16 protein-coding genes and 1 pseudogene are annotated in these 18,738 nt (G+C 64.4%); 7 read left to right on the top strand and 10 right to left on the bottom strand.

The features are described 5' to 3' along the window. Positions 1–57 precede the first annotated feature (57 nt). The 7 genes from infB to QM685_RS33475 form a co-directional block, all read right to left on the bottom strand. On the bottom strand, positions 58–2,982 hold the full coding sequence (infB, locus tag QM685_RS33505; protein ID WP_415123538.1) for a translation initiation factor IF-2: 2,925 nt from the start codon (positions 2,980–2,982) through the stop codon (positions 58–60). A gap of 94 nt (positions 2,983–3,076) precedes the next feature. Beyond that, positions 3,077–4,552 carry a transcription termination factor NusA gene (gene nusA / locus QM685_RS33500; protein ID WP_415123537.1) on the bottom strand — a complete coding sequence of 492 codons (1,476 nt, stop codon included), beginning with the start codon at positions 4,550–4,552 and terminating at the stop codon, positions 3,077–3,079. Beyond that, the gene (gene rimP / locus QM685_RS33495) at positions 4,549–5,007 is read right to left on the bottom strand and encodes a ribosome maturation factor RimP (RefSeq protein ID WP_062123533.1); all 459 of its coding nucleotides are present in this window, start codon (positions 5,005–5,007) and stop codon (positions 4,549–4,551) included. Before rimP ends, nusA begins: the two co-directional genes overlap by 4 nt. Before the next feature lie 523 nt (positions 5,008–5,530). Then, complete coding sequence (gene rluB, locus QM685_RS33490) at positions 5,531–7,303, bottom strand: 23S rRNA pseudouridine(2605) synthase RluB (RefSeq protein WP_415123536.1); 1,773 nt, start codon at positions 7,301–7,303, stop codon at positions 5,531–5,533. Positions 7,304–7,367: 64 nt separating this feature from the next. Further along, complete coding sequence (scpB, locus tag QM685_RS33485; protein ID WP_415123535.1) at positions 7,368–8,453, bottom strand: SMC-Scp complex subunit ScpB; 1,086 nt, start codon at positions 8,451–8,453, stop codon at positions 7,368–7,370. A 367-nt stretch (positions 8,454–8,820) separates the two neighbouring features. Continuing rightward, positions 8,821–10,029 carry a pyridoxal phosphate-dependent aminotransferase gene (locus QM685_RS33480; protein ID WP_415123534.1) on the bottom strand — a complete coding sequence of 403 codons (1,209 nt, stop codon included), beginning with the start codon at positions 10,027–10,029 and terminating at the stop codon, positions 8,821–8,823. A gap of 192 nt (positions 10,030–10,221) precedes the next feature. Then, positions 10,222–11,124 (bottom strand): LysR substrate-binding domain-containing protein, encoded by a 903-nt coding sequence (locus tag QM685_RS33475; protein WP_415123533.1) that lies wholly within the window; start codon positions 11,122–11,124, stop codon positions 10,222–10,224. 411 nt (positions 11,125–11,535) lie between these two features. Between QM685_RS33475 and QM685_RS33470 the strand changes: the two are divergent. Together QM685_RS33470 and QM685_RS33465 are read left to right on the top strand one after the other, a co-directional pair. Continuing rightward, positions 11,536–11,931: pseudogene (locus QM685_RS33470) on the top strand (transposase); the annotation flags it as partial. Between the two features lie 325 nt (positions 11,932–12,256). Further along, a complete protein-coding gene (locus QM685_RS33465) occupies positions 12,257–12,511 on the top strand; it encodes a hypothetical protein (protein WP_415123561.1) in 255 nt (84 codons plus the stop codon). Between the two features lie 357 nt (positions 12,512–12,868). Here the strand turns inward: QM685_RS33465 and QM685_RS33460 are convergent, their stop codons facing one another. Continuing rightward, a complete protein-coding gene (locus QM685_RS33460; RefSeq protein ID WP_415123532.1) occupies positions 12,869–13,195 on the bottom strand; it encodes a hypothetical protein in 327 nt (108 codons plus the stop codon). Between the two features lie 264 nt (positions 13,196–13,459). Between QM685_RS33460 and QM685_RS33455 the strand changes: the two genes are divergently transcribed. The 3 genes from QM685_RS33455 to QM685_RS33445 all read left to right on the top strand — a co-directional run bounded on the left by QM685_RS33455 (position 13,460) and on the right by QM685_RS33445 (position 15,179). Next, positions 13,460–14,179 (top strand): YdcF family protein, encoded by a 720-nt coding sequence (locus tag QM685_RS33455; RefSeq protein WP_415123560.1) that lies wholly within the window; start codon positions 13,460–13,462, stop codon positions 14,177–14,179. Positions 14,180–14,435: 256 nt separating this feature from the next. Beyond that, positions 14,436–14,675: a hypothetical protein gene (locus QM685_RS33450; protein WP_415123531.1), complete on the top strand. Its 240-nt coding sequence runs from the start codon at positions 14,436–14,438 to the stop codon at positions 14,673–14,675. A gap of 246 nt (positions 14,676–14,921) precedes the next feature. Then, positions 14,922–15,179: a hypothetical protein gene (locus QM685_RS33445; protein ID WP_008923870.1), complete on the top strand. Its 258-nt coding sequence runs from the start codon at positions 14,922–14,924 to the stop codon at positions 15,177–15,179. 103 nt (positions 15,180–15,282) lie between these two features. On the opposite strand, the gene QM685_RS33440 is transcribed toward QM685_RS33445, so the two are convergent. Further along, the gene (locus QM685_RS33440; RefSeq protein WP_233829372.1) at positions 15,283–15,573 is read right to left on the bottom strand and encodes a putative quinol monooxygenase; all 291 of its coding nucleotides are present in this window, start codon (positions 15,571–15,573) and stop codon (positions 15,283–15,285) included. A gap of 608 nt (positions 15,574–16,181) precedes the next feature. Between QM685_RS33440 and QM685_RS33435 the strand changes: the two genes are divergently transcribed. Continuing rightward, a complete protein-coding gene (locus QM685_RS33435; protein ID WP_415123530.1) occupies positions 16,182–17,501 on the top strand; it encodes an EAL domain-containing protein in 1,320 nt (439 codons plus the stop codon). A 16-nt stretch (positions 17,502–17,517) separates the two neighbouring features. On the opposite strand, the gene arfB is transcribed toward QM685_RS33435, so the two are convergent. Further along, positions 17,518–17,922, bottom strand: a complete 405-nt coding sequence (arfB, locus tag QM685_RS33430) for an alternative ribosome rescue aminoacyl-tRNA hydrolase ArfB (RefSeq protein WP_415123529.1) — start codon at positions 17,920–17,922, stop codon at positions 17,518–17,520. Between the two features lie 149 nt (positions 17,923–18,071). Between arfB and QM685_RS33425 the strand changes: the two genes are divergently transcribed. Continuing rightward, on the top strand, positions 18,072–18,713 hold the full coding sequence (locus QM685_RS33425; RefSeq protein ID WP_415123528.1) for a VC0807 family protein: 642 nt from the start codon (positions 18,072–18,074) through the stop codon (positions 18,711–18,713). Positions 18,714–18,738 lie beyond the last annotated feature (25 nt).

Genomic DNA, 18,738 nt, shown 5'->3' with positions numbered 1-18,738 from the left:
AACAACGGGCGGAGCGGGCGTCAAGCCCGTTCCGCCCGTTGTGCCGTGCCGCGTGAATTACAGCGTACGCGCGACTTCGGTAACTTCGAAGACTTCGAACTGATCGCCTTCGACGATATCGTTGAAGTTCTTGATCGACATACCGCATTCGAAGCCCTGACGGACTTCCTTCACGTCGTCCTTGAAGCGCTTGAGCGAATCGAGTTCGCCCGTGAAGATGACGACATGGTTGCGCAGCACGCGCACCGACGACGAGCGCTTGACGAAACCGTCTGTGACCATGCAGCCCGCCACCGTGCCGACCTTCGGCACCTTGAAGACCTGACGCACTTCGACGGTGCCCGTCACGACTTCGCGTTTCTCCGGCGCCAGCATGCCCGACATTGCCGCCTTCACGTCATCCACTGCGTCGTAGATGATGTTGTAGTAGCGGATATCGACGCCATTGGCTTCCGCGAGCTTGCGAGCCTGCGCATCCGCGCGGGTGTTGAAGCCGATGATGACCGCCTTCGACGCCGTCGCGAGGTTGACGTCCGATTCGCTGATGCCGCCGACCGCGCCGTGCACGATCTGCACACGCACTTCGTCGGTGGAAAGCTTCTGCAGCGACTGCACCAGCGCTTCCTGCGAACCCTGCACGTCGGCTTTGACGATGAGCGGCATGTACTGCACTTCGCCTTCGCCCATCTGCTCGAGCATGTTCTCGAGCTTCGCGGCCTGCTGCTTCGCGAGCTTGACGTCGCGGAATTTGCCTTGACGGAACAGGGCGACTTCACGCGCCTTGCGTTCATCCGGCATCACGATGACTTCCTCGCCCGCCTGCGGCACTTCCGACAGACCCTGAATTTCGACCGGGATCGACGGGCCCGCGGATTTGGTCGGCTTGCCGGTTTCATCGAGCATCGCACGGACGCGACCGTAGGCGCTGCCTGCGAGCACGACGTCCCCACGGTTCAGCGTGCCCGACTGGACGAGGATCGTTGCGACCGGACCCTTACCCTTATCGAGCTTCGCTTCGATGACGAGACCCTTGGCCGGCGATTCGACCGGTGCCTTCAGCTCCAGCACTTCGGCCTGCAGCAGCACGTTTTCGAGCAGATCGTCGATGCCCGCGCCGGTCTTCGCCGACACCGGCACGAACGGCGAATCGCCACCGTATTCTTCCGGTACGACGCCTTCGGCGACGAGTTCCTGCTTCACCCGTTCCGGATTCGCTTCCGGCTTGTCGATCTTGTTGATCGCGACGACGAGCGGCACGCCACCGGCCTTCGCGTGAGCGATCGCCTCCTTCGTCTGCGGCATCACGCCGTCGTCGGCGGCGACGACCAGAATCACGATGTCGGTCGCCTTCGCGCCGCGGGCACGCATCGCCGTAAACGCTTCGTGACCCGGCGTGTCGAGGAACGTAATCACGCCGCGCGGCGTTTCGACGTGGTAAGCGCCGATGTGCTGCGTAATGCCGCCGGCTTCGCCCGCCGCGACCTTCGCGCGGCGGATGTAGTCGAGCAACGAGGTCTTGCCGTGGTCGACGTGGCCCATCACGGTAACGACCGGCGGACGCGGCAATGCTTCCGCATCGGTCACTTCGCCCTCGACCAGCATTGCTTCCGGATCGTCGAGCTTCGCCGCGACCGCACGGTGGCCCAGTTCCTCGACGATGATCATCGCCGTTTCCTGATCCAGCATCTGGTTGATCGTGACCATCTGGCCCAGCTTCATCATCACCTTGATGACTTCCGACGCCTTCACCGCCATCTTGTGTGCGAGATCGGCAACCGTGATGGTTTCCGGTACGTGCACTTCGCGCACGATCGGTTCGGTCGGCGCCTGGAACGTGGTGGTCTGCTCCTGGTGCTTGCCGCGGCCCTTCGGACCACCGCGCCAGCCACGATCGACACCGCCGCTCGAATCGCCGCGAGTCTTGATGCCGCGGCGCTTCGCTGCGTCGTCCTGCCAGTTGCCGCCACCCTTGCCTGCGCCCGGCTTCTTCTTGTCGCCCGACGGCGGCGCGCTCGTGGTGGCCGGGGCCGCCGCGGCCGGCTTCTTCGCGGCCGGACGCGCCGGCGCTTCACCTGCCGGACGCGCCGGCTTGTGCAGCGTGCCCTTGGCTTCGGCGGCCTTGGCCGGCTCGGCGGGCTTCGGTGCCGGTTCCGGCGCCTTCACCTGCGCCTTGCGCGGCGTGTTCATCATTTCGCGAATTGCGCGTGCTTCGGCTTCCGCCGCCGCGCGGCGCTTCGCGATTTCTTCCTGCTCGGCGCGCGCTTTCTCGGCAGCCTGACGCGCCGCATCTTCCGCTTTCTTTGCGGCTTCGCGTTGCGCGGCACGTTCCGCTGCGGCGCGTTCGTCGTCCTGCTCGCTGTCCTTCGCGGCGGCCGGCGCCACGGCTTGCGCAGCCGCCTGCTGGGCCTTCTCGCGAGCTACCGCCTCGGCCGTGGTCGCCGCGCGCTTCTTCGCTTCCTCTTCCGCACGCTGACGCTCGGCTTCCGCGGCGCGCTCACGCGCCTGACGCTCGGCCTCTTCGCGTTCGAGCTGCTCCTGGCGCGCTTTCAGTTCCTGCGCCTGCTTTTCGAGCAGTTCGGCTTCGTGACGAGCTTCCTCTTCACGACGCTGGAGTTCGAGCTCCTCGGCATCCGCGCTTTCGGCCACATGATTCGATGCATCCCCGCCTTCCGCGACGGTCTCGTCGCGGCGGACGAACGTGCGCTTCTTGCGCACCTCGACCTGAATGGTGCGAGCTTTGCCCGTCGCATCGGACTGCTTGATCTCCGACGTATGCCGGCGCGTCAGCGTGATCTTGCGCTTGTCGGCATCGTTCGAGCCATGCGACTTGCGCAAGTGATCGAGCAGACGCGCCTTGTCCGCCTCGGACAGGTTGTCGTCTTCGCTCGCTTTCTGGACGCCCGCCGCCTGCAGCTGCTCGAGCAGCACGCCAGCAGGCATTTTCAGTTCCGCGGCAAATTGGGCTACGTTGTTACTCGCCATTCATTCCTCTTAGTGCAAGGACCGATTCCTTGCGGTTAGCATCGGGTCATGCGGCCTCGCGGCCGCGTTCAGTTCAGTGCGCCATGGTCATTTCTCACTGGAACCAGTGTTCACGTGCTTTCATGATCAACGCCTTAGCGGCATCCTCTTCCACTCCAGTCATTTCGACCAGTTCATCCACGGCCAGCTCGGCGAGCTCGTCGCGCGTCTGGATCTGATGTTCGGCCAGCTTCGCGAGCAGCTCGGCGTCCATACCGTCCAGGCTTTTCAGGTCGAGCGCTACATTCTCGACCTTTTCTTCGTTTGCGATCGCCAGCGTCAACAATGCGTCGCGTGAGCGGTTACGCAGTTCGTGAACGGTGTCTTCGTCGAATGCCTCGATTTCGAGCATTTCGTTGAGCGGCACGTAGGCGATCTCTTCGAGGCTCGTGAAGCCTTCGTCGATCAGGATGTCGGCGACCTCTTCGTCGACATCGAGACGCGCCATGAACAGGTCGCGCAGGACGCCACGTTCCTGATTCTGCTTCTGCGCAGATTCGTCCGGCGTCATGATGTTGATCTGCCAGCCGGTGAGTTCGCTGGCGAGACGGACGTTCTGGCCGCTGCGGCCGATCGCGACCGCCAACTCGTTTTCGTCGACGACGACGTCCATCGAATGCTTTTCTTCATCGACGACGATCGACTGCACGGCAGCCGGCGCGAGCGCGCCGATCACAAACTGGGCGGGGTCTTCCGACCATAGCACGATGTCGACGTTTTCGCCACCGAGCTCGTTGCGCACGGCCTGTACGCGCGAACCGCGAATACCGACACAGGTGCCGATCGGATCGATACGCTTGTCATAAGCGACCACGCCGATCTTCGCGCGCACGCCCGGATCACGAGCCGCCGCCTTGATCTCGAGCAGGCCCTGCTCGATTTCCGGCACTTCCATCTCGAAGAGCTTCATCAGGAATTCCGGCGCCGTGCGCGACAGCTCGATCTGCGGGCCGCGCGCGGTACGGTCGACCTTCGCGATGTACGCGCGCACGCGGTCGCCCACCCGCAGGTTTTCCTTCGGAATCAGTTGATCACGACGCAGCAGCGCTTCGACGCGGCCCGATTCGACAATGAAATTGCCCTTGTCGAGACGCTTAACGGAGCCGGTCATGATGTGCTCGCCGCGCTCGAGGAAATCGTTCAGGATCTGCTCGCGCTCGGCGTCGCGCACCTTCTGCAGAATCACCTGCTTGGCGGCCTGCGCGCCGATACGGCCGAATTCGATCGACGGCACCGGCTCTTCGATGTATTCGTCGAGCTGAATGCTCGGCTGCTGCTCGCGCGCCTCGAACAACAGGATTTCCTGATCCGGCTCCTGCAAACCGGCTTCGTCCGGCACCACCTTCCAGCGGCGAAACGTTTCGTGTTCACCGCTTTCACGGTCGATATGGACGCGAATATCCGCATCTTCTTCGAAGAGTTTCTTGGAGGCCGAAGCGAGAGCCGCTTCGAGCGCGGCAAATACCACGTCCTTGTCGACATTCTTCTCGCGTGCCAGCGCATCCACCAGCATCAACACTTCGCGACTCATTGTTTGCGGCTCCTAAAGTCAACTTTCGGAACAAGGCGCGCCTTGTCCATGTCCGCGAGCGTGAAATCGAGCATCGCGGCGCCTTCTTTCCCTTCAAATTCCAGACCGATCGTCTCGCCTTGCGGAGCATGCAGAATGCCCCGGTACGATTTCCGTCCGTCGAATGGCTTTTTCAGTGTGATTACCGCTTCGCTGCCCGCGAAGCGCTCAAAATCCGCCAGTTTTTTCAGCGGGCGGTCGAGACCGGGCGACGATACTTCGAGTCGCTCGTAATCGATATTTTCGACCGTCAGAACGTGCTGGAGCTGACGCGTGACTTTCTCGCAGTCTTCGATCGCGATGCCGGCCGGCTGGTCGATATAGATACACAACATGCCGCGCCCGGTGCGCTCGAGATCGACGAGCTCGTAGCCGAGTCCCACGACCGTGGTTTCAATCAGTTCCGTCAGTTGCACAGTGCCCTCTTAGATGTTCGCGCAGCGAGCCTCGCGCCTCTCTTCTGCAAACAACCAAGCGGGCCGCGCGCCAAGCCGGCGCACGCTCGTGCGAACCCGAGATGCCGCACCACACTGAACTGAGCGGCAAAAAAAAATGGGCTGAACGCCCATCATCTTATTGCCGGTGGTCGCACCTGAGCCGCACATAAAACCGTACGCCCAGCGACTTCGCGATTGTAGCCATTTTTCGGCCCAAACGCAATCCGCAGAGCGCCGCGCGGCGCTCATTTCCGCTTGATTTCATGGGAATCTTTGGCGAATGTAGCGGCGATCGGCGGTTTTTCCAAGGTGACTTATATTGCGGCGACGCTCAACCGGGCGACCACGCAAATGATATCCGGCGATCCGCCCCTTACTTGGCCACCGCGCGGTTTCGCACCACATCTGGAGTCTGAAACCGCCTGTTGAATGCGGTGAATGGCGAGACGCGAAAGCCGTTAAGAATGGTCAACGACCCGCCGTCGCGCACGGGCCGCGTCGCTCAACGGCCCCGTGAGCGACCGCGCGGCGCGCCGCCACGATTCGCACCACCCGCGCCAGCATTGCCGCCCGCGCGATTGGGATTGGTATTGCCGCCCCGATTCCCGGCCTGGCCGCGATTTCCACCGTTACCGGCCGCGCCGGCCCGCTTGCCGCCGGTACGCGCGCGATTGCCGTTCGGCGACGGCGCGCGATTGCCGTCGACATCGCGGCCACGCTGACCGCCCGCGCCACGATTGCCGTAACCCGTACCGAAGCCCGTGCCCGTACCGGCACCAAAACCGCCGCTCGCGGCGCCCCGACGGCCCTGGCCGCGCGGCTGCTGCTCGAAGCGGCTATGCGACATCAACACCGGCTCGCGATTGATAAAGCCCATCGACGTCTGCATCGGATCCGGCTGCCGACGCTCCGGCGCCGCATTGCGGCCGCCGCGCTCCTCGCTCGGCGCCTTCAGGCCGACCGAAGCCATCAGCGCGCGCACCTGGTTGTCCTCGAGCTCCTCCCAGCGACCACGCTTCAAGCCTCGCGGCAGCGAGATCGGACCATGACGCGTACGGATCAGCCGGCTGACCATCAGGCCGGCTGCTTCGAACATGCGGCGCACCTCGCGGTTACGCCCTTCGGCGAGCGCGACGTGATACCAGTGATTGGTGCCCTCGCCACCGCCGTCGCGGATACGCAGGAAATTCGCGGGACCATCGTCGAGTTCGACGCCGTGCAGCAGCTTCTGCCGCATACCTTCCGCCAGTTCGCCGACCACCCTCACCGCGTACTCGCGCTCGACGCTATAGCGCGGATGCATGAAGCGGTTCGCGAGATCGCCCGAAGTCGTCAACATCAGCAGACCTTCAGTGTTGAAGTCGAGACGGCCGACCGCAACCCACTTGGCGGTTTTCATCGGCGGGAGCTTGTCGAACACCGACGGACGGCCTTCCGGGTCCGCGTGACTAACGATTTCGCCGGTCGGCTTGTGGTACAGCAGCACGCGCGGCGGCTTGCTGGCCAGTTTGCGCTTGACCGGCTTGCCGTTAATGCGAACCTGGTCGGTCGGCATGATGCGCTGGCCGATATGCGCCGGCTCGCCGTTCACCGACACGCGGCCGGCGATGATCAGCTCTTCCATGTCGCGGCGCGAACCCATGCCCGCCTCGGCGAGCACCTTGTGCAGCTTCGGCGCGTCGTCATCGGGCGAGAGCACGCGCTTCGGGCCGGCAGCCTTGCCCTGGCGCAGCATCGGCGCCCGCACACCGCCGGTCGTACTGTTGTCGGCGTCGAACGCGGGCGACGTCACGTACGAGAACAGATCGTCCTGAGCGGTATCGGTCGCCGCGGCAGCGTCGCCACCGCGCCGGTTCTGGCGCTGACCGCCCTCGCGCGGCTGGCGCTCGCGCTGGCCTTCACGCTTCGCGCCACCCGCGCCTGCATTGCGCCGCGCTCCCTGTTTCGCGCCCGCGTCCTTGCCCGCGTCCTTGCGCGGCATGCGCACCTGCGCGACGACTTCACCGTCAGGCGGCGCTTCGGCGACCACCGGCGTGCCTTGTGCCGCCGCGCCTTCCGCTGCCTTCGTCTTCGCTCCGGCGCGGCGCCGCGCGATCAGGCTGCGCGGCCCGCGACGCAGGCCGCGGCGCGGACGCTCTTCGCCGTCTGCTTCCGCGCTCTGGGCCGGGCGCTCGCCCTCGCCTGCCGACGCTTGCGGGGTGCGCGCTTCGTCGGGCCGCGCCGACGGCACAGCGCGCTCGGATTCGGACGAATCGGTGTCGTGGGTATGTGTCAAAACAACCTCAAAATGTCAGGTCGCGCGCGCCCGTTGCGGGCGCGGCAAAAAAAGTTCGGTTACGTCAGGCGCTGCGCGACTCGGTTTCGTCGTCGGTCAGAAAGCCTGCGTCCTGCGCGGCGTCGCGGCGATCTTCAGGATCGCCGTGCGCCGCTTCGATTGGGTTCGGCTCGGCGGGATGTTCCGTGTTGCGAGACACGCCCGAGTCGTGCGCGGGTGCCGCCGGATCGGTCCCGGCGACTGGATCTTGATGCTGTGCCGGGCCGACGGTGCTGGTCTGCGCTGCCGCGTGCGCCGATTCGGTTTGTTCTTGCGCGTCGTGTGGCGCACTTGCCGCGTCAGTCGCGTGCGTCACGCCGACCGTGTCGGCCGGTTCCGTCGCGCTCGGCTCCGGTTCTGATACCGGCTCGGCCTGCGCGACGTGATCGGCCGCTTCAGCTTGCGCCTCTTCCACTGCGCCTACTGCTTCAATCGTGCCGGCCGCGTGCGCTGCCGCTTCATCTGGCTGCGTCGACTCCGACGACGAAAACTCGACAGACTCGCTTTCTACGTCTTGCACTGCTTCCTGGGCACCCTCCGCTCCACCTTCGGCGAACTCGATCGCATGCTGGCCCAGCAGATCCACGTTCAATTGCGCCGACGGATCCGCGAGCGGTGGCAATTCATCGAGCGCCGTCAGGCCCAGGTCGTCGAGAAACTGCCTCGTGGTCGCATACAGCGCCGGACGCCCCGGCACATCGCGATGACCGATCACTTCGATCCAGCCGCGATCTTCAAGCTGCTTGACGACCTGCGTATTTACTGTCACACCGCGAATTTCTTCGATATCGCCCCGCGTAACCGGTTGCCGGTAGGCAATGATCGCGAGCGTTTCGAGCACCGCGCGCGAATATTTCGGCGGCTTTTCCGGATGCAAACGATCCAGATACGAACGCATCGCGGGTTTGCTCTGGAATCGCCAGCCCGACGCCAGCCCGACCAGCTCCACACCGCGCCCCGACCAGTCGTGCTTCAGGTCTTCGAGCAAGGTCCGAACAGTGTCTGCCGATACGCCATCGGCAAAGAGCTTGCGCAATTCGACGAGCTTTAACGGCTCCTGCGCGCAGATCAAGGCAGTCTCGAGGACGATCTTCGCCTCTTGGGTATTCATGCAGCTAGGTCAGACCCTGTGGTCAAAGAACCGGATCAAACAGACGATGTGGAACTGAAGACGCGCTCGCCCGATTCTGATCGGTCATATTGATGGGAGCACGCACCGGGGGGCGGCGAACAGACTTATCGAACCAAACCCAGCCGGACGGAGCGGCGATATTCCTGAAAGGAATCGCGTGACTGAGCGCCATATTACGCAAAAACGACCGGTGCGTAAAGCCGCAATCCCCGCTGCATTTTCTCGCCGCGCGCCGGCTGGCGCGCCTGAAGCGGCTGAGCGGAAAGTTCACCTGTTTGCTGCATTTTCGCGACTTGCGGCTCGCCGCAGGCCGCGGGATTGGTATGCCCCAAAGTGCCCACGTGCCTCAGGCGCCGGCGTGCCGCGCCAAAAACCGCCTCAGACGCTCGACACCCTGATCCAGCCGGGCCGTATCGCACGCATAGCACCAGCGCACGAAACCCTCGCCCTGCGGCCCGAACGCGCTGCCCGGCGCGACGCCGAGCCCGACTTCGCGCACCATTGCCTTGCACAGTTCGAAGCTGCGCGCCGAACCCGGCATCGAGAAGAACAGATACATCGCGCCCAACGGCGCCTTGACGTCGACACCCGGGACCGCCGACAGCGCCCGCACCAGATGATCGCGCGACGCTCTCAGGTCGCGCACCAGTTCCTGCGTGAAACGCTCGCCCTGCTCGAGCGCGGCGATGCCCGCCTGCTGGACGAACGACGGCGCGCACGACGTGTTGTACTCGACGAGCTTCGCCAGGTCGTCCATCAACGCGGCCGGCGCGACGATCCAGCCGAGCCGCCAGCCGGTCATCAGCCATGCCTTCGAGAACGAATTCACGCAGATCACGCGCTCGTCGCGCGTCGCCAGATCGAGAAACGACGGCGCGGTACGCGCGCCGCCCCCCTCGCCGGCGTAATAGAGCCGTTCATAGACTTCATCCGCGACGATCCAGATGCCGTGACGCCGGCAATGCTCGAGCACGGTGCGCTGGTCGTCGCGGTTCATCACCCAGCCGGTCGGGTTGTTCGGCGAGTTGATCATCAGCATCTTCGTGCCCGGCGTCAGCGCGTCCAGCAATTGCTGGACGTCCAGTTGCCAACCGCGTTCGCCGTAGCCCAGCGCGACGGTTTCGACGTGCGCGCCGAGGATCTTCGGAATCTCGACCAGATTAGGCCACAGCGGCGTCACCGCGACTACGCGATCGCCCGCGCCCACCACGAGCTGCGCGGCGAGCATCAATGCGTTGACGCCCGCGCTCGTTACCGCGATGTGATCGGCCGACGTCGCGCCGTGCAGTCCGCTGACATAGTCGGAGAGCGCGGCGCGCAACGGCGCGATGCCGAGGTTGTGCGTATAGAACGTCGCGCCGGCGGCAAGCGCGGCGCTCGCGGCGTCGCGGATAAAGGCCGGCGTGACCCGGTCCGACTCGCCGAACCAGAACGGCAATACGTCCTCGACGCCGAAACCGGCGTTGGCGACTTCACGGATCTGCGACGGACGCAGCGCGCGCACGGCATCGCGCGCATTCGGGGTAGAGGGCACAGACAGGTCCAATTCGCTCATCAGGCTTCCGGATGAATCAGGGGTAGAGGCTCTGCGAACACGCTCAACGGACGTGCTCGAGGAAGGCGGTAGTTTAGCGCTTCGCCTGCCCGGGAGCGGCGAAGCGGGCAGTGGAGCTCGCGTGGCTCCTGTAGTCCCCGCGGGCCACTAATCAAGGACGCGCGAACGGCCTTCCAACCGCGACCGGCGCCGCTAATTCAACTCTTCCGCCCGCGCCGGCAATTGCCGGATCAGATTCCATACGGCCTCGGCCGCCGGAGACAGCGAGCGATCGCGCCGCCGCACCAGCTCGACGCGGCGCTCCGCGCGCGGCACGAGCGCACGCGCCACGAGCGACGCCCCCGCCGGTAACGGCAACGCGAGCCACGGCAGCACGCTGATGCCGACGCCCGCCTCCACGAGCCCGAACACGGTCGCCGAATGGCCAAGCTCCTGCACCACGGCGGCGTTCACGCCCTGCGCCTGCATCACCGCGTCGATGATCGGCCGGCTGCCGGACGCGTAATCGAGCATCACGAGCTGCTCGCCGTCGAGATCCTTCCACGCCACCTGCTTGCGTGCGGCGAGCGGGTGGTCGTCGCGCGAGACGACGCAGAACGAGTCGGTCATCAGCGTTTCGCTGAGCAGATCGTCGTCGGAGAAAGGGCCGATGATCACGCCGAAGTCGACTTCGCCCGACTTCACCTTGCGCACGACGTCGCTCTGCACATCGTCGCGCAAACCGAGTGTGACGTACGGAAACTGCTGCACGCACGAGGCCACCACACGCGGCATCAGGCGGCACGCGACGGTCGGGCTCGCCGCCACCACCACGCGGCCGCGGCGCTGCTCGCCGATTTCGCGGATTTCGCGCAACGCGTCGTCGAGGTCGGACAGCAGCCGCGACACGCTCGACACGAGGTTGCCGCCGACGTCGGTGAGCTGCACGTCACGCGTCGTGCGATCGATGAGCTTCAGGCCGATTTCGCCCTCGAGTTCGCGCACGCAGCGACTCACCGCCGACTGCGTCAGGCCGATTTCATCGCCGGCCCGGCTGAAGCTTTGCAGGCGCGCAACCTCGATGAAAACCCTTAGTTGCCGCAGCGTCACATTCATTTACCCACCTCATCAATAGCGCGATTTGATGCGCATTGTAAGACCAAACCCACGTCACGCGGTGCCTCTAAACCCACTCGCTGCAATGCAGCAAAAAGGCGCGAACGCACGCTGGCCGGGCCTCGCTGCACAAGATTGGTGATTGTCCCGATTTGCGAGATGGGTTTTTTGGATTCTTATACGGCCCTGGTTGGCGCCCGCGCTAGCCCGCCGCCACGGGGCTTTGAGGCGATCGGAATCAAATTGGCACACTTCATGCGTTGAGAAGCGCACAGGGTCGGCGCCATGACTTCTGACTGAATAGCAGACCGTGGCACGCCCGTCCCCTTTTGGCACTCCACTATCCGGGTGCATGAAGAGTGCGCGGCGCGGGGCAGCGCACCGGAGTTAGCTTCGCTGAGGTGAAACATGATGCTGTTCGACGATTTGAGAGACAACGAGTGGGCGCTGGTCGAGGCTTTGTTCTGTGCCGAACCGGCGCGCAGCGAACGGCGCGGCCGACCGCGCGTGGAAGCGCGCGCGGTGGTCAATGCCGTGCTTTGGGTGCTGTCGACGGGCGAAGGCTGGTCCAAGCTGCCGGGCCGCTACCCGTCCCCGCCGACTTGCCGCCGGCGCTTCGACGAATGGCAAGCCGACGGCACGCTCGCTGAGATTGTGAAGCGGCTTGGCACCAGCGGCCGCGAAATTTCGCTGCGCGGCCGGATCGGAGCGACCGCCGCGAAACCGCCGGCACCGCCGAGCCGCGACCGTCTGCGCGGCGCTTTCTGGACCAATCCAGAATCGTGGCGCGCGCCGGTCAAGATGGCCTGACGCGAAACCATGTTGTTATCGGGCGCCTGCGGGCGCCCGGTTTTTATCCGGCGCCGTAACAGTATTCGCGCGCGCCGGTCGCCCACCGGTCTCGCCGCGGGCATTCCCGTCCGCGCACGCGAGGCTCGGCTCCGTCCTTTTTCTCCTCTCTCCGCGCCAACGCGCCCAGCCCCTTCTTCCGGCTGCCTCAGACACATCAAGCCTCGGATCTCTCCGGGTGAAACATCCATTTACTATTAATTACAGCGCCCTTTCGTGACCCGGCATACCTTTGCATGTATGCAAACAGGCCTTGCATCACTGGCTTGAACGGGAGTTCTGTATGAAACCAATGTCACTGCTGTTGTGCGGCATTGTGATTTCATCGATGGCCACTACGACATTCGCCCAGCAACGTCCGCAGGGATGGAACTGGCGACCGGATCGTCCGGCTACGCTGGAAGCGTGGCAACAAAGCGAAGTGCGCAGCCGCGATTTCACCCCGCCGGCACCGCGCGGCGATTTGCGTGGCGATATCGCCAGTAATGTGCGGGGGCGGCCCGATGAAGCACGCACGGATCAGCCGCGGCGTCGCTAACGGCGATCGACCGCGCGTTCAATGGCGCGACTCGGCATGCGCCGATTGCAATGCCAAAAGCCGAATCTCGCGGTGTAAATGAACAATCGGGGAACCACCGGGCGTCGCACCAGTCTGATTCAACGCCATTAGCACAGCGTGGCAGTAGTAATTCCGGTATGCCCGTATCTTCGCGATACGGGCTTTTTTTTGCACGCAACACGACAACCGCCGCAATCGCACGGCGCCGTCGTTGCTGGGATGCAGGGAATCGCCGCCCGGCACGCCACGCGACCTGGTCGGCGGAAGAAAGCAGTCCACTCTGACGGCCGATGCATCTGAGCGGACTACTGATCTGAGGGAGCGATGAGCCTTGAACTAGGACCTGATTTCGGCAGCGGTGGCGGCGGCCTGCGGTTCGGCCGCGGCGAGCACATAGTCGTTCATGCGCTGCGCGGTCCACGTGAGCAGACGTTCGTCGTGCTCGAGCCGCGCGAACTCGGCTTTGCCCCGCTCGGTGAGCACGGCGATGTCGACAGGGGCATGAAAGCCCGGCGCCGGCGCGACGGTGCGCTGTCGGACGGTGTCCATCAGACCCAGCGCGCGAAGATATTGGAATACGCCCGGCCTTCTGGCCCAGGGAACCTGACGATATTGCGCTCGCCGCAGCGCTTCAAGTACCGCTTCGTTGGAATACGTCGTCATCTCACTTCTTTCTTAAAGTGCAGCTATGACACACCGTGCCTACGCTTCACCACGCCACTGGTGACGCGCGTGGCACCCGCCTCTGGCCGGAAGCGCGCCGCATGTCGAGCGGCGGAATTCCGCCAGGTGCTGCCTGGTCTCGTTTCCGGAACCCCCGTCTGAACGTCGTGTTAGCGTTCTCTCCACGAACCGACGATGCAACCGCTGCGGCGCGATGGCAAGCCCGTAGATTTGTCCCGAAAGACATACGTTACCCCATTTAAATTGATTCTATTCACTTTATTGGCGCTTTTTTTTGCAGCAATCGTGCTATGGAAACGTGCGCGCCGTCCTCTAATCATATGCATGATTGCACTGTTCTGGCTGCTCGCGGCCGGCTGGCTAACCGCACCGCTGCTCGATCTGGCGCAGCCGAATCGGCAAAGCGCCGCACCGGCCGCGTTCGCGCCGCGCACTGCGATCATCCTGCTCGGCGGCGGCACGATCTACGATGACGACGACGTGCTCGTGCCGCCGCGCGACGTGCTCGCCCGCATCGAAGTGAGCGCGCAAAACTACGCGGCCTGCAAGCGAACGGCGGTCACCTGCCAGGTGATCGTAAGCGGCGGCAATCCGCAGCGGCACAGCGCGACCGAGGCCGACACCTACCTGCCCTATCTGCTGCGTCACCAGGTGGCACGCTCGGACATCGTGCTCGAGAAGAGCAGCCGGACGACCTACGAAAACGCCCGCAACGTTTCGGCTATTGTCGGCCGATCACATTACGACACCTTGATACTCGTCACGTCCGCGTATCAGATGCCGCGTGCGTTACTCGATTTCCGCTGCTTCGGCATCACGCCCCAGCCGCTGATTTCCAGCGCGCGGCACGCGCGGCTCGGCGTGCTGCCGCGCGTCGACAACCTCGTGGCGGCGGAAATCGCGCTGCATGAACTGGGCGGGCTTGCGCAATTTCACGTGTATCGGGCGATCGGCTGGTTCTGATTCCGGCAACGGGCTATTCAAACCGTGAATGACTTCCGGACCGGGTTCGCGTGACGTTCATCTCATCCGGAAATCACACTGCGTCAAAGGAAACAAGCCGCTCGCGCACTGACCGGGTCCGATAGTTACCAGATGTAACAAATGTTTATTGCAGTTACAAAGCCATCCGCTGGAGTAGAGTTTGCTCGATAGAATGCATTGTCTTTCCCAACGGACAGGCAATACTCGGGTCCACCACCACTCTACGGAGGTAACGATGAAGAAAGTGTCCCTGGCGATCCTGGTTTCCCTCTGTGCCGCAGCGGGCGCGGCCTATGCACAGGACAACGGCATCACGACAAGTACCGATCCGGCCAAGGCCGCGGACATCGAACAGCGCGCGCAGGATTTGCAAAACCGCCAGCAAGCAATGGAAAGCGCACCCGCCGCGCCGGCCAAGCACCACAAGATGGCGCCGCATCATCACAAGAAGGCTCCTGGCGCGTCGGGCACCTGATCGAGCGTGAGAGTCTCGCTTCACGGCGTTCCCGTGAAGGTGAAAAGCCGAAGCTGGCGCCCGCCGGTTTCGGCTTTTTTGCTATCCGGCGCATCGTGAAGACGGGTTCGGAAAGCGGCGCGCAAAGCGTGCGGGCATGAACGCGCAAGGCCGGCGGCGTCCCGCGTTCGGTATGCTAAAGTCGCGCACCGACCGGCGCCTGGCCGGCATCCCCTAACCCGTGCGCACCCTGGTGCGGAGGACAGCATGAGCAACATCCAGCTAGATATCGAATGGACCGAAGCGGCATCCCGCAAAATCGAAAAACTGATGCCCCGCGGCGGCCAGGAAGCGTATCTTGCGCTGCCGCCCGTCGAATGCCTGCCGATGGAAGGCGACGTGCTGTTTCTCGGTCCGGCTGGCAAGCAGCAGCCGTTCATCGTCGCGGAACGCCAGTATCACCATGACGGCGACGCGGACTGGACCATCATCCTGATTCTCGACGTGCCGCAAGCGACTCACTGATAGTCAGTCACGCGCAGTCAGTCATGGCGAACGCGGCGGCCCGGTGCCCGCTTCGCGCATTCGCATACCACCGATGCCAGCGCCGGAACTCAGGCGAAGAAACTCACGCGATCTTCGACACGACGCGAATTTCCGAGTGCTCGACCCAATCCGCGACCGCTTTCCTGTAAGCCTGGATATGCGCGGATTTCGCATGCGCCGCGAGCGCTTCCTGGCTTTCCCAACGCTCGACGAATACGAACCGGCGCGGCTCCTGCACATCGCGATGCAGGTCGTACTGCAGCGCGCCCTGCTCATTGCGCGTCGGCCCGACGATCCCTTCGAGCGCCGCGCGCAGTTGCTCCTCATAACCCGGCTTCGCCACCGAAATTGCGACCACTGCGATTTCCGCCATGCCTGTTCTCCTTTTCACGAAAAACAGCAGCATACCCGTCGACCCGGGAACCTGCCGGCAAGCAACCTGCAAGCGCACCCGCAAGCGCGCAAACGCATGAATCCGGTCTTTGCCCGCCATGCCGCGACACCTCCGGGGCCAGCCGAAAGCGCTGACGGCAATGCCGGCGAAGACCCAGCAAAAGCACCGTGCAGGCTTCGCCGCCGGCACTCACATCCGAGCACCGTCCTCGCCTGGAGTTTGGCGGGCGGCAGCTTACCGCCCTGTTACCCTCAGCCTGGTGCGGCAACGGGTTGGGTTGAGATTCGCGCATGGCAAGCGCGCGAAACGCTCCGGCGCATTACTACGCTAAACGCGTTGCCGAATGGCCGCTCGCGGCCCGGTTTGCTGGCGATTTTCTCGCTCGGGCGTTTGTGATAACCCGCACATTATTACGTGCTGCAAACTGCTAGACTCGTTTTGACCAATTCGCCGGAGTCCAGCATGGCTGGCGTCGTCCTCCGCGTTCCCGGGCCGTATCCGAGTTGCCCCGTCGACGCTTTGGGCGATCTGCCGCTGTGCGCCGAATGGGTTTGCGTGCCCCTTCACCCGCTTGCCGCAAGAATCCCATGTCAGCTCTCATGCCCGCTTCCATGCCATCCGTCAGCGAATTGACTCTGAGCGGTCTGCTCCCGCATCTGGTCCACGGCGAGTCCGGATGGACCGCGACATGGCGAGCACTGACCTTGCATAGCGTGTTCCAGCCGGTGTTATCGGTCACGCATCAATGCGTGGTCGGCTACGAAGGGCTTCTGCGCGCATTCGACCCGGTCGGGCTACCCGTCTCGCCCGAAGTGCTGTTCTCCGGCGCCCGCTCGGCCGCCGAGGCGCGCGAACTCGACCGCATCGCGCGCTGCCTGCATGTCGCGAATTTCATGGAGCAAGGCATCAGCGCGGGCTGGCTCTTTCTGAACACGCGCCCGCAGGTGTTCGAGACCGGCTGGCCGCAGCGCGCGTTCATCGATGAGTTGTCCGCGCATTTCGGGCTGCCGCAGGAGCGCATCGTGATCGAAGTGCTCGAGCAGCCCGCCGACGACGAATCCGCCGTCGCCAGCATGCTCGCCGCCTCGCAGCCGCGCGACTTCCTGATTGCGATCGACGACTTCGGCACCGGCTTTTCGAACTTCGACCGCGTGTGGCGCTTTCGCCCCGACATCGTCAAGCTCGACCGCTCGCTCGTCGCGCGCGCCGGCAAGCGCGAGGGCGACGAGTCGATGATCAGCCATCTGATCGCGATGCTTCATCAATCGGGCACGCTCGTGCTCGCCGAAGGCGTCGAAACCGACGAGGAGCTGATGATCCTGATGCAGGCCGACGTCGATTTCGTGCAGGGCTTCTGGTTCGGTCAGCCGATGAGCACGGTGCAGGCCGCCTGCACGAAGGTGCCGGCGCTCGTCGCGTCGATCTGGAGCAAGTTTGCCGAATACGAACGCGCGCATGCGGGCCACCAGCGGCTCGGATTCGAAGGGTTCGCCGAAGCGGTGCTCGCCGCCGCCGATGCCTACAAGGCGACCGGCGACCTCGAGCAGGCCGCGCAAAAGATCTGGCATCTGCCCGAAGCGCGCCGTGTGTTTCTCACCGACGGCCAGGGCGAACAGACCCAGCCGTCCATCACCGCCGCATCGGTGCCGCCGCCGCCTCTACGGCTCGCGCCGCTCTACGCGCAGACGCGCGCCAACTGGTCGCGGCGCGCGTATTTCCGCCATGCGCTCGCCGCGCCGGGACGTGTCGCGATGATGGGCCCGCACTATTCGCTCGCCGATGGCCAGGACTGTTACACCGCGGCAATCGCGTTCGAGCATGACGGCACGCACGTGCTGTGCGTCGATTTCGTGCCGGAGGCGTCGAGCACGGATGCGCGTACCGGCAAGCGTGGCGGCAAACGGTAGCGGGTAGCGGACGGCGCTACTCGTGCACTCGCCCGCGGCCTGACTTGACCTCGCCGCGCTTCGCCTTGCTATCGAGCCGCCGCAGATTCGACGCGCGCGTCGGGCGGGTCGCGACGCGCGGCTTGCGCGTCACGCTCACGCTTTCGATCAGCTCATCGAGCCGTGCGAGCGCCGCCGCCCGGTTCATCTCCTGAGTCCGATATTCCTGCGCCTTGATGATGACGACCCCGTCGCGGGTGAGCCGGTGGTCCGACAGCGCGAGCAGACGCATCTTCAGCACCTCGGGCAGCGACGAAGCGTGTACGTCGAAACGCAGGTGGATGGCACTCGAGACCTTGTTGACGTTCTGGCCGCCCGCCCCCTGCGCGCGCACGGCGGTCAATTCGATTTCGTTCGGCGGGATCGGATAGCGGGATGTCATCGGTGCAATGGGGTGAAGAGCGCTCAGTGTACAGGCCGGGGCGTGATGGCGCGTTGCGCTCAGCCGCTCGCATCGCGGAACGAAAAACCGTTTGCGTCGGCGCACCCGGTTCATCGATACTGCATGCTTCGCTTACGGCGTAAATTCATATGAAAATCCGTCCGGGTTTCGTGCTCGAACTGGCCGTCAACTTCCTGCTGCCCTGGCTCGCGTACCGGCTGGCGTTGCCGCACGTCGGCGAGACCGGCGCGCTGATTGCATCCGCGGTGCCGCCGCTCGTGTGGAGCGCGATCGAGCTCGCGCGCTTTCGCCGCGTCGATGCGCTCAGCGTCATGGTGGTCGTCGGCATCGTGCTGTCGGTTGCGGCAATGGCGCTCGGCGGCAGCCCGCGCATGCTGCTGTTGCGCGAGTCGCTCGTGTCCGGCGCGGTCGGGGTCCTGTTCCTGCTGTCGCTGCCGATGCGCCGCCCGCTGATCTTCTATCTCGCCCGCGCGACGGTCGCGCGCGAAATGGAAGGCGGCGCCGCGCACTTCGAGGCGTTGTGGCACGAACGCCCGGGACTCGCCGCGGCAATGCGGACGATGACGCTCGTCTGGGGCGTCGGCCTGAGCGCCGAAACCGCGCTGCGCGCATGGATGGCACTGACGTGGCCGATCGAGCGCTTCCTGGTAGTCTCGCCGTTCATCGGCTACGGCATCTACGCCGGCCTCACGCTGTGGACGCTGTGGTACCGGAAGACGATGCGCAGCCGCGTCGAGGCGAGCGCAAGAGCGAGCGAAGCCGCCGGTTAGGTTAAGGCCACCACGCACGTCCAGG

Source organism: Paraburkholderia sp. (assembly GCF_047605525.1).
Taxonomy (GTDB): Bacteria; Pseudomonadota; Gammaproteobacteria; order Burkholderiales; family Burkholderiaceae; genus Paraburkholderia.
This window is presented reverse-complemented; position numbering and strand designations above follow the sequence as displayed.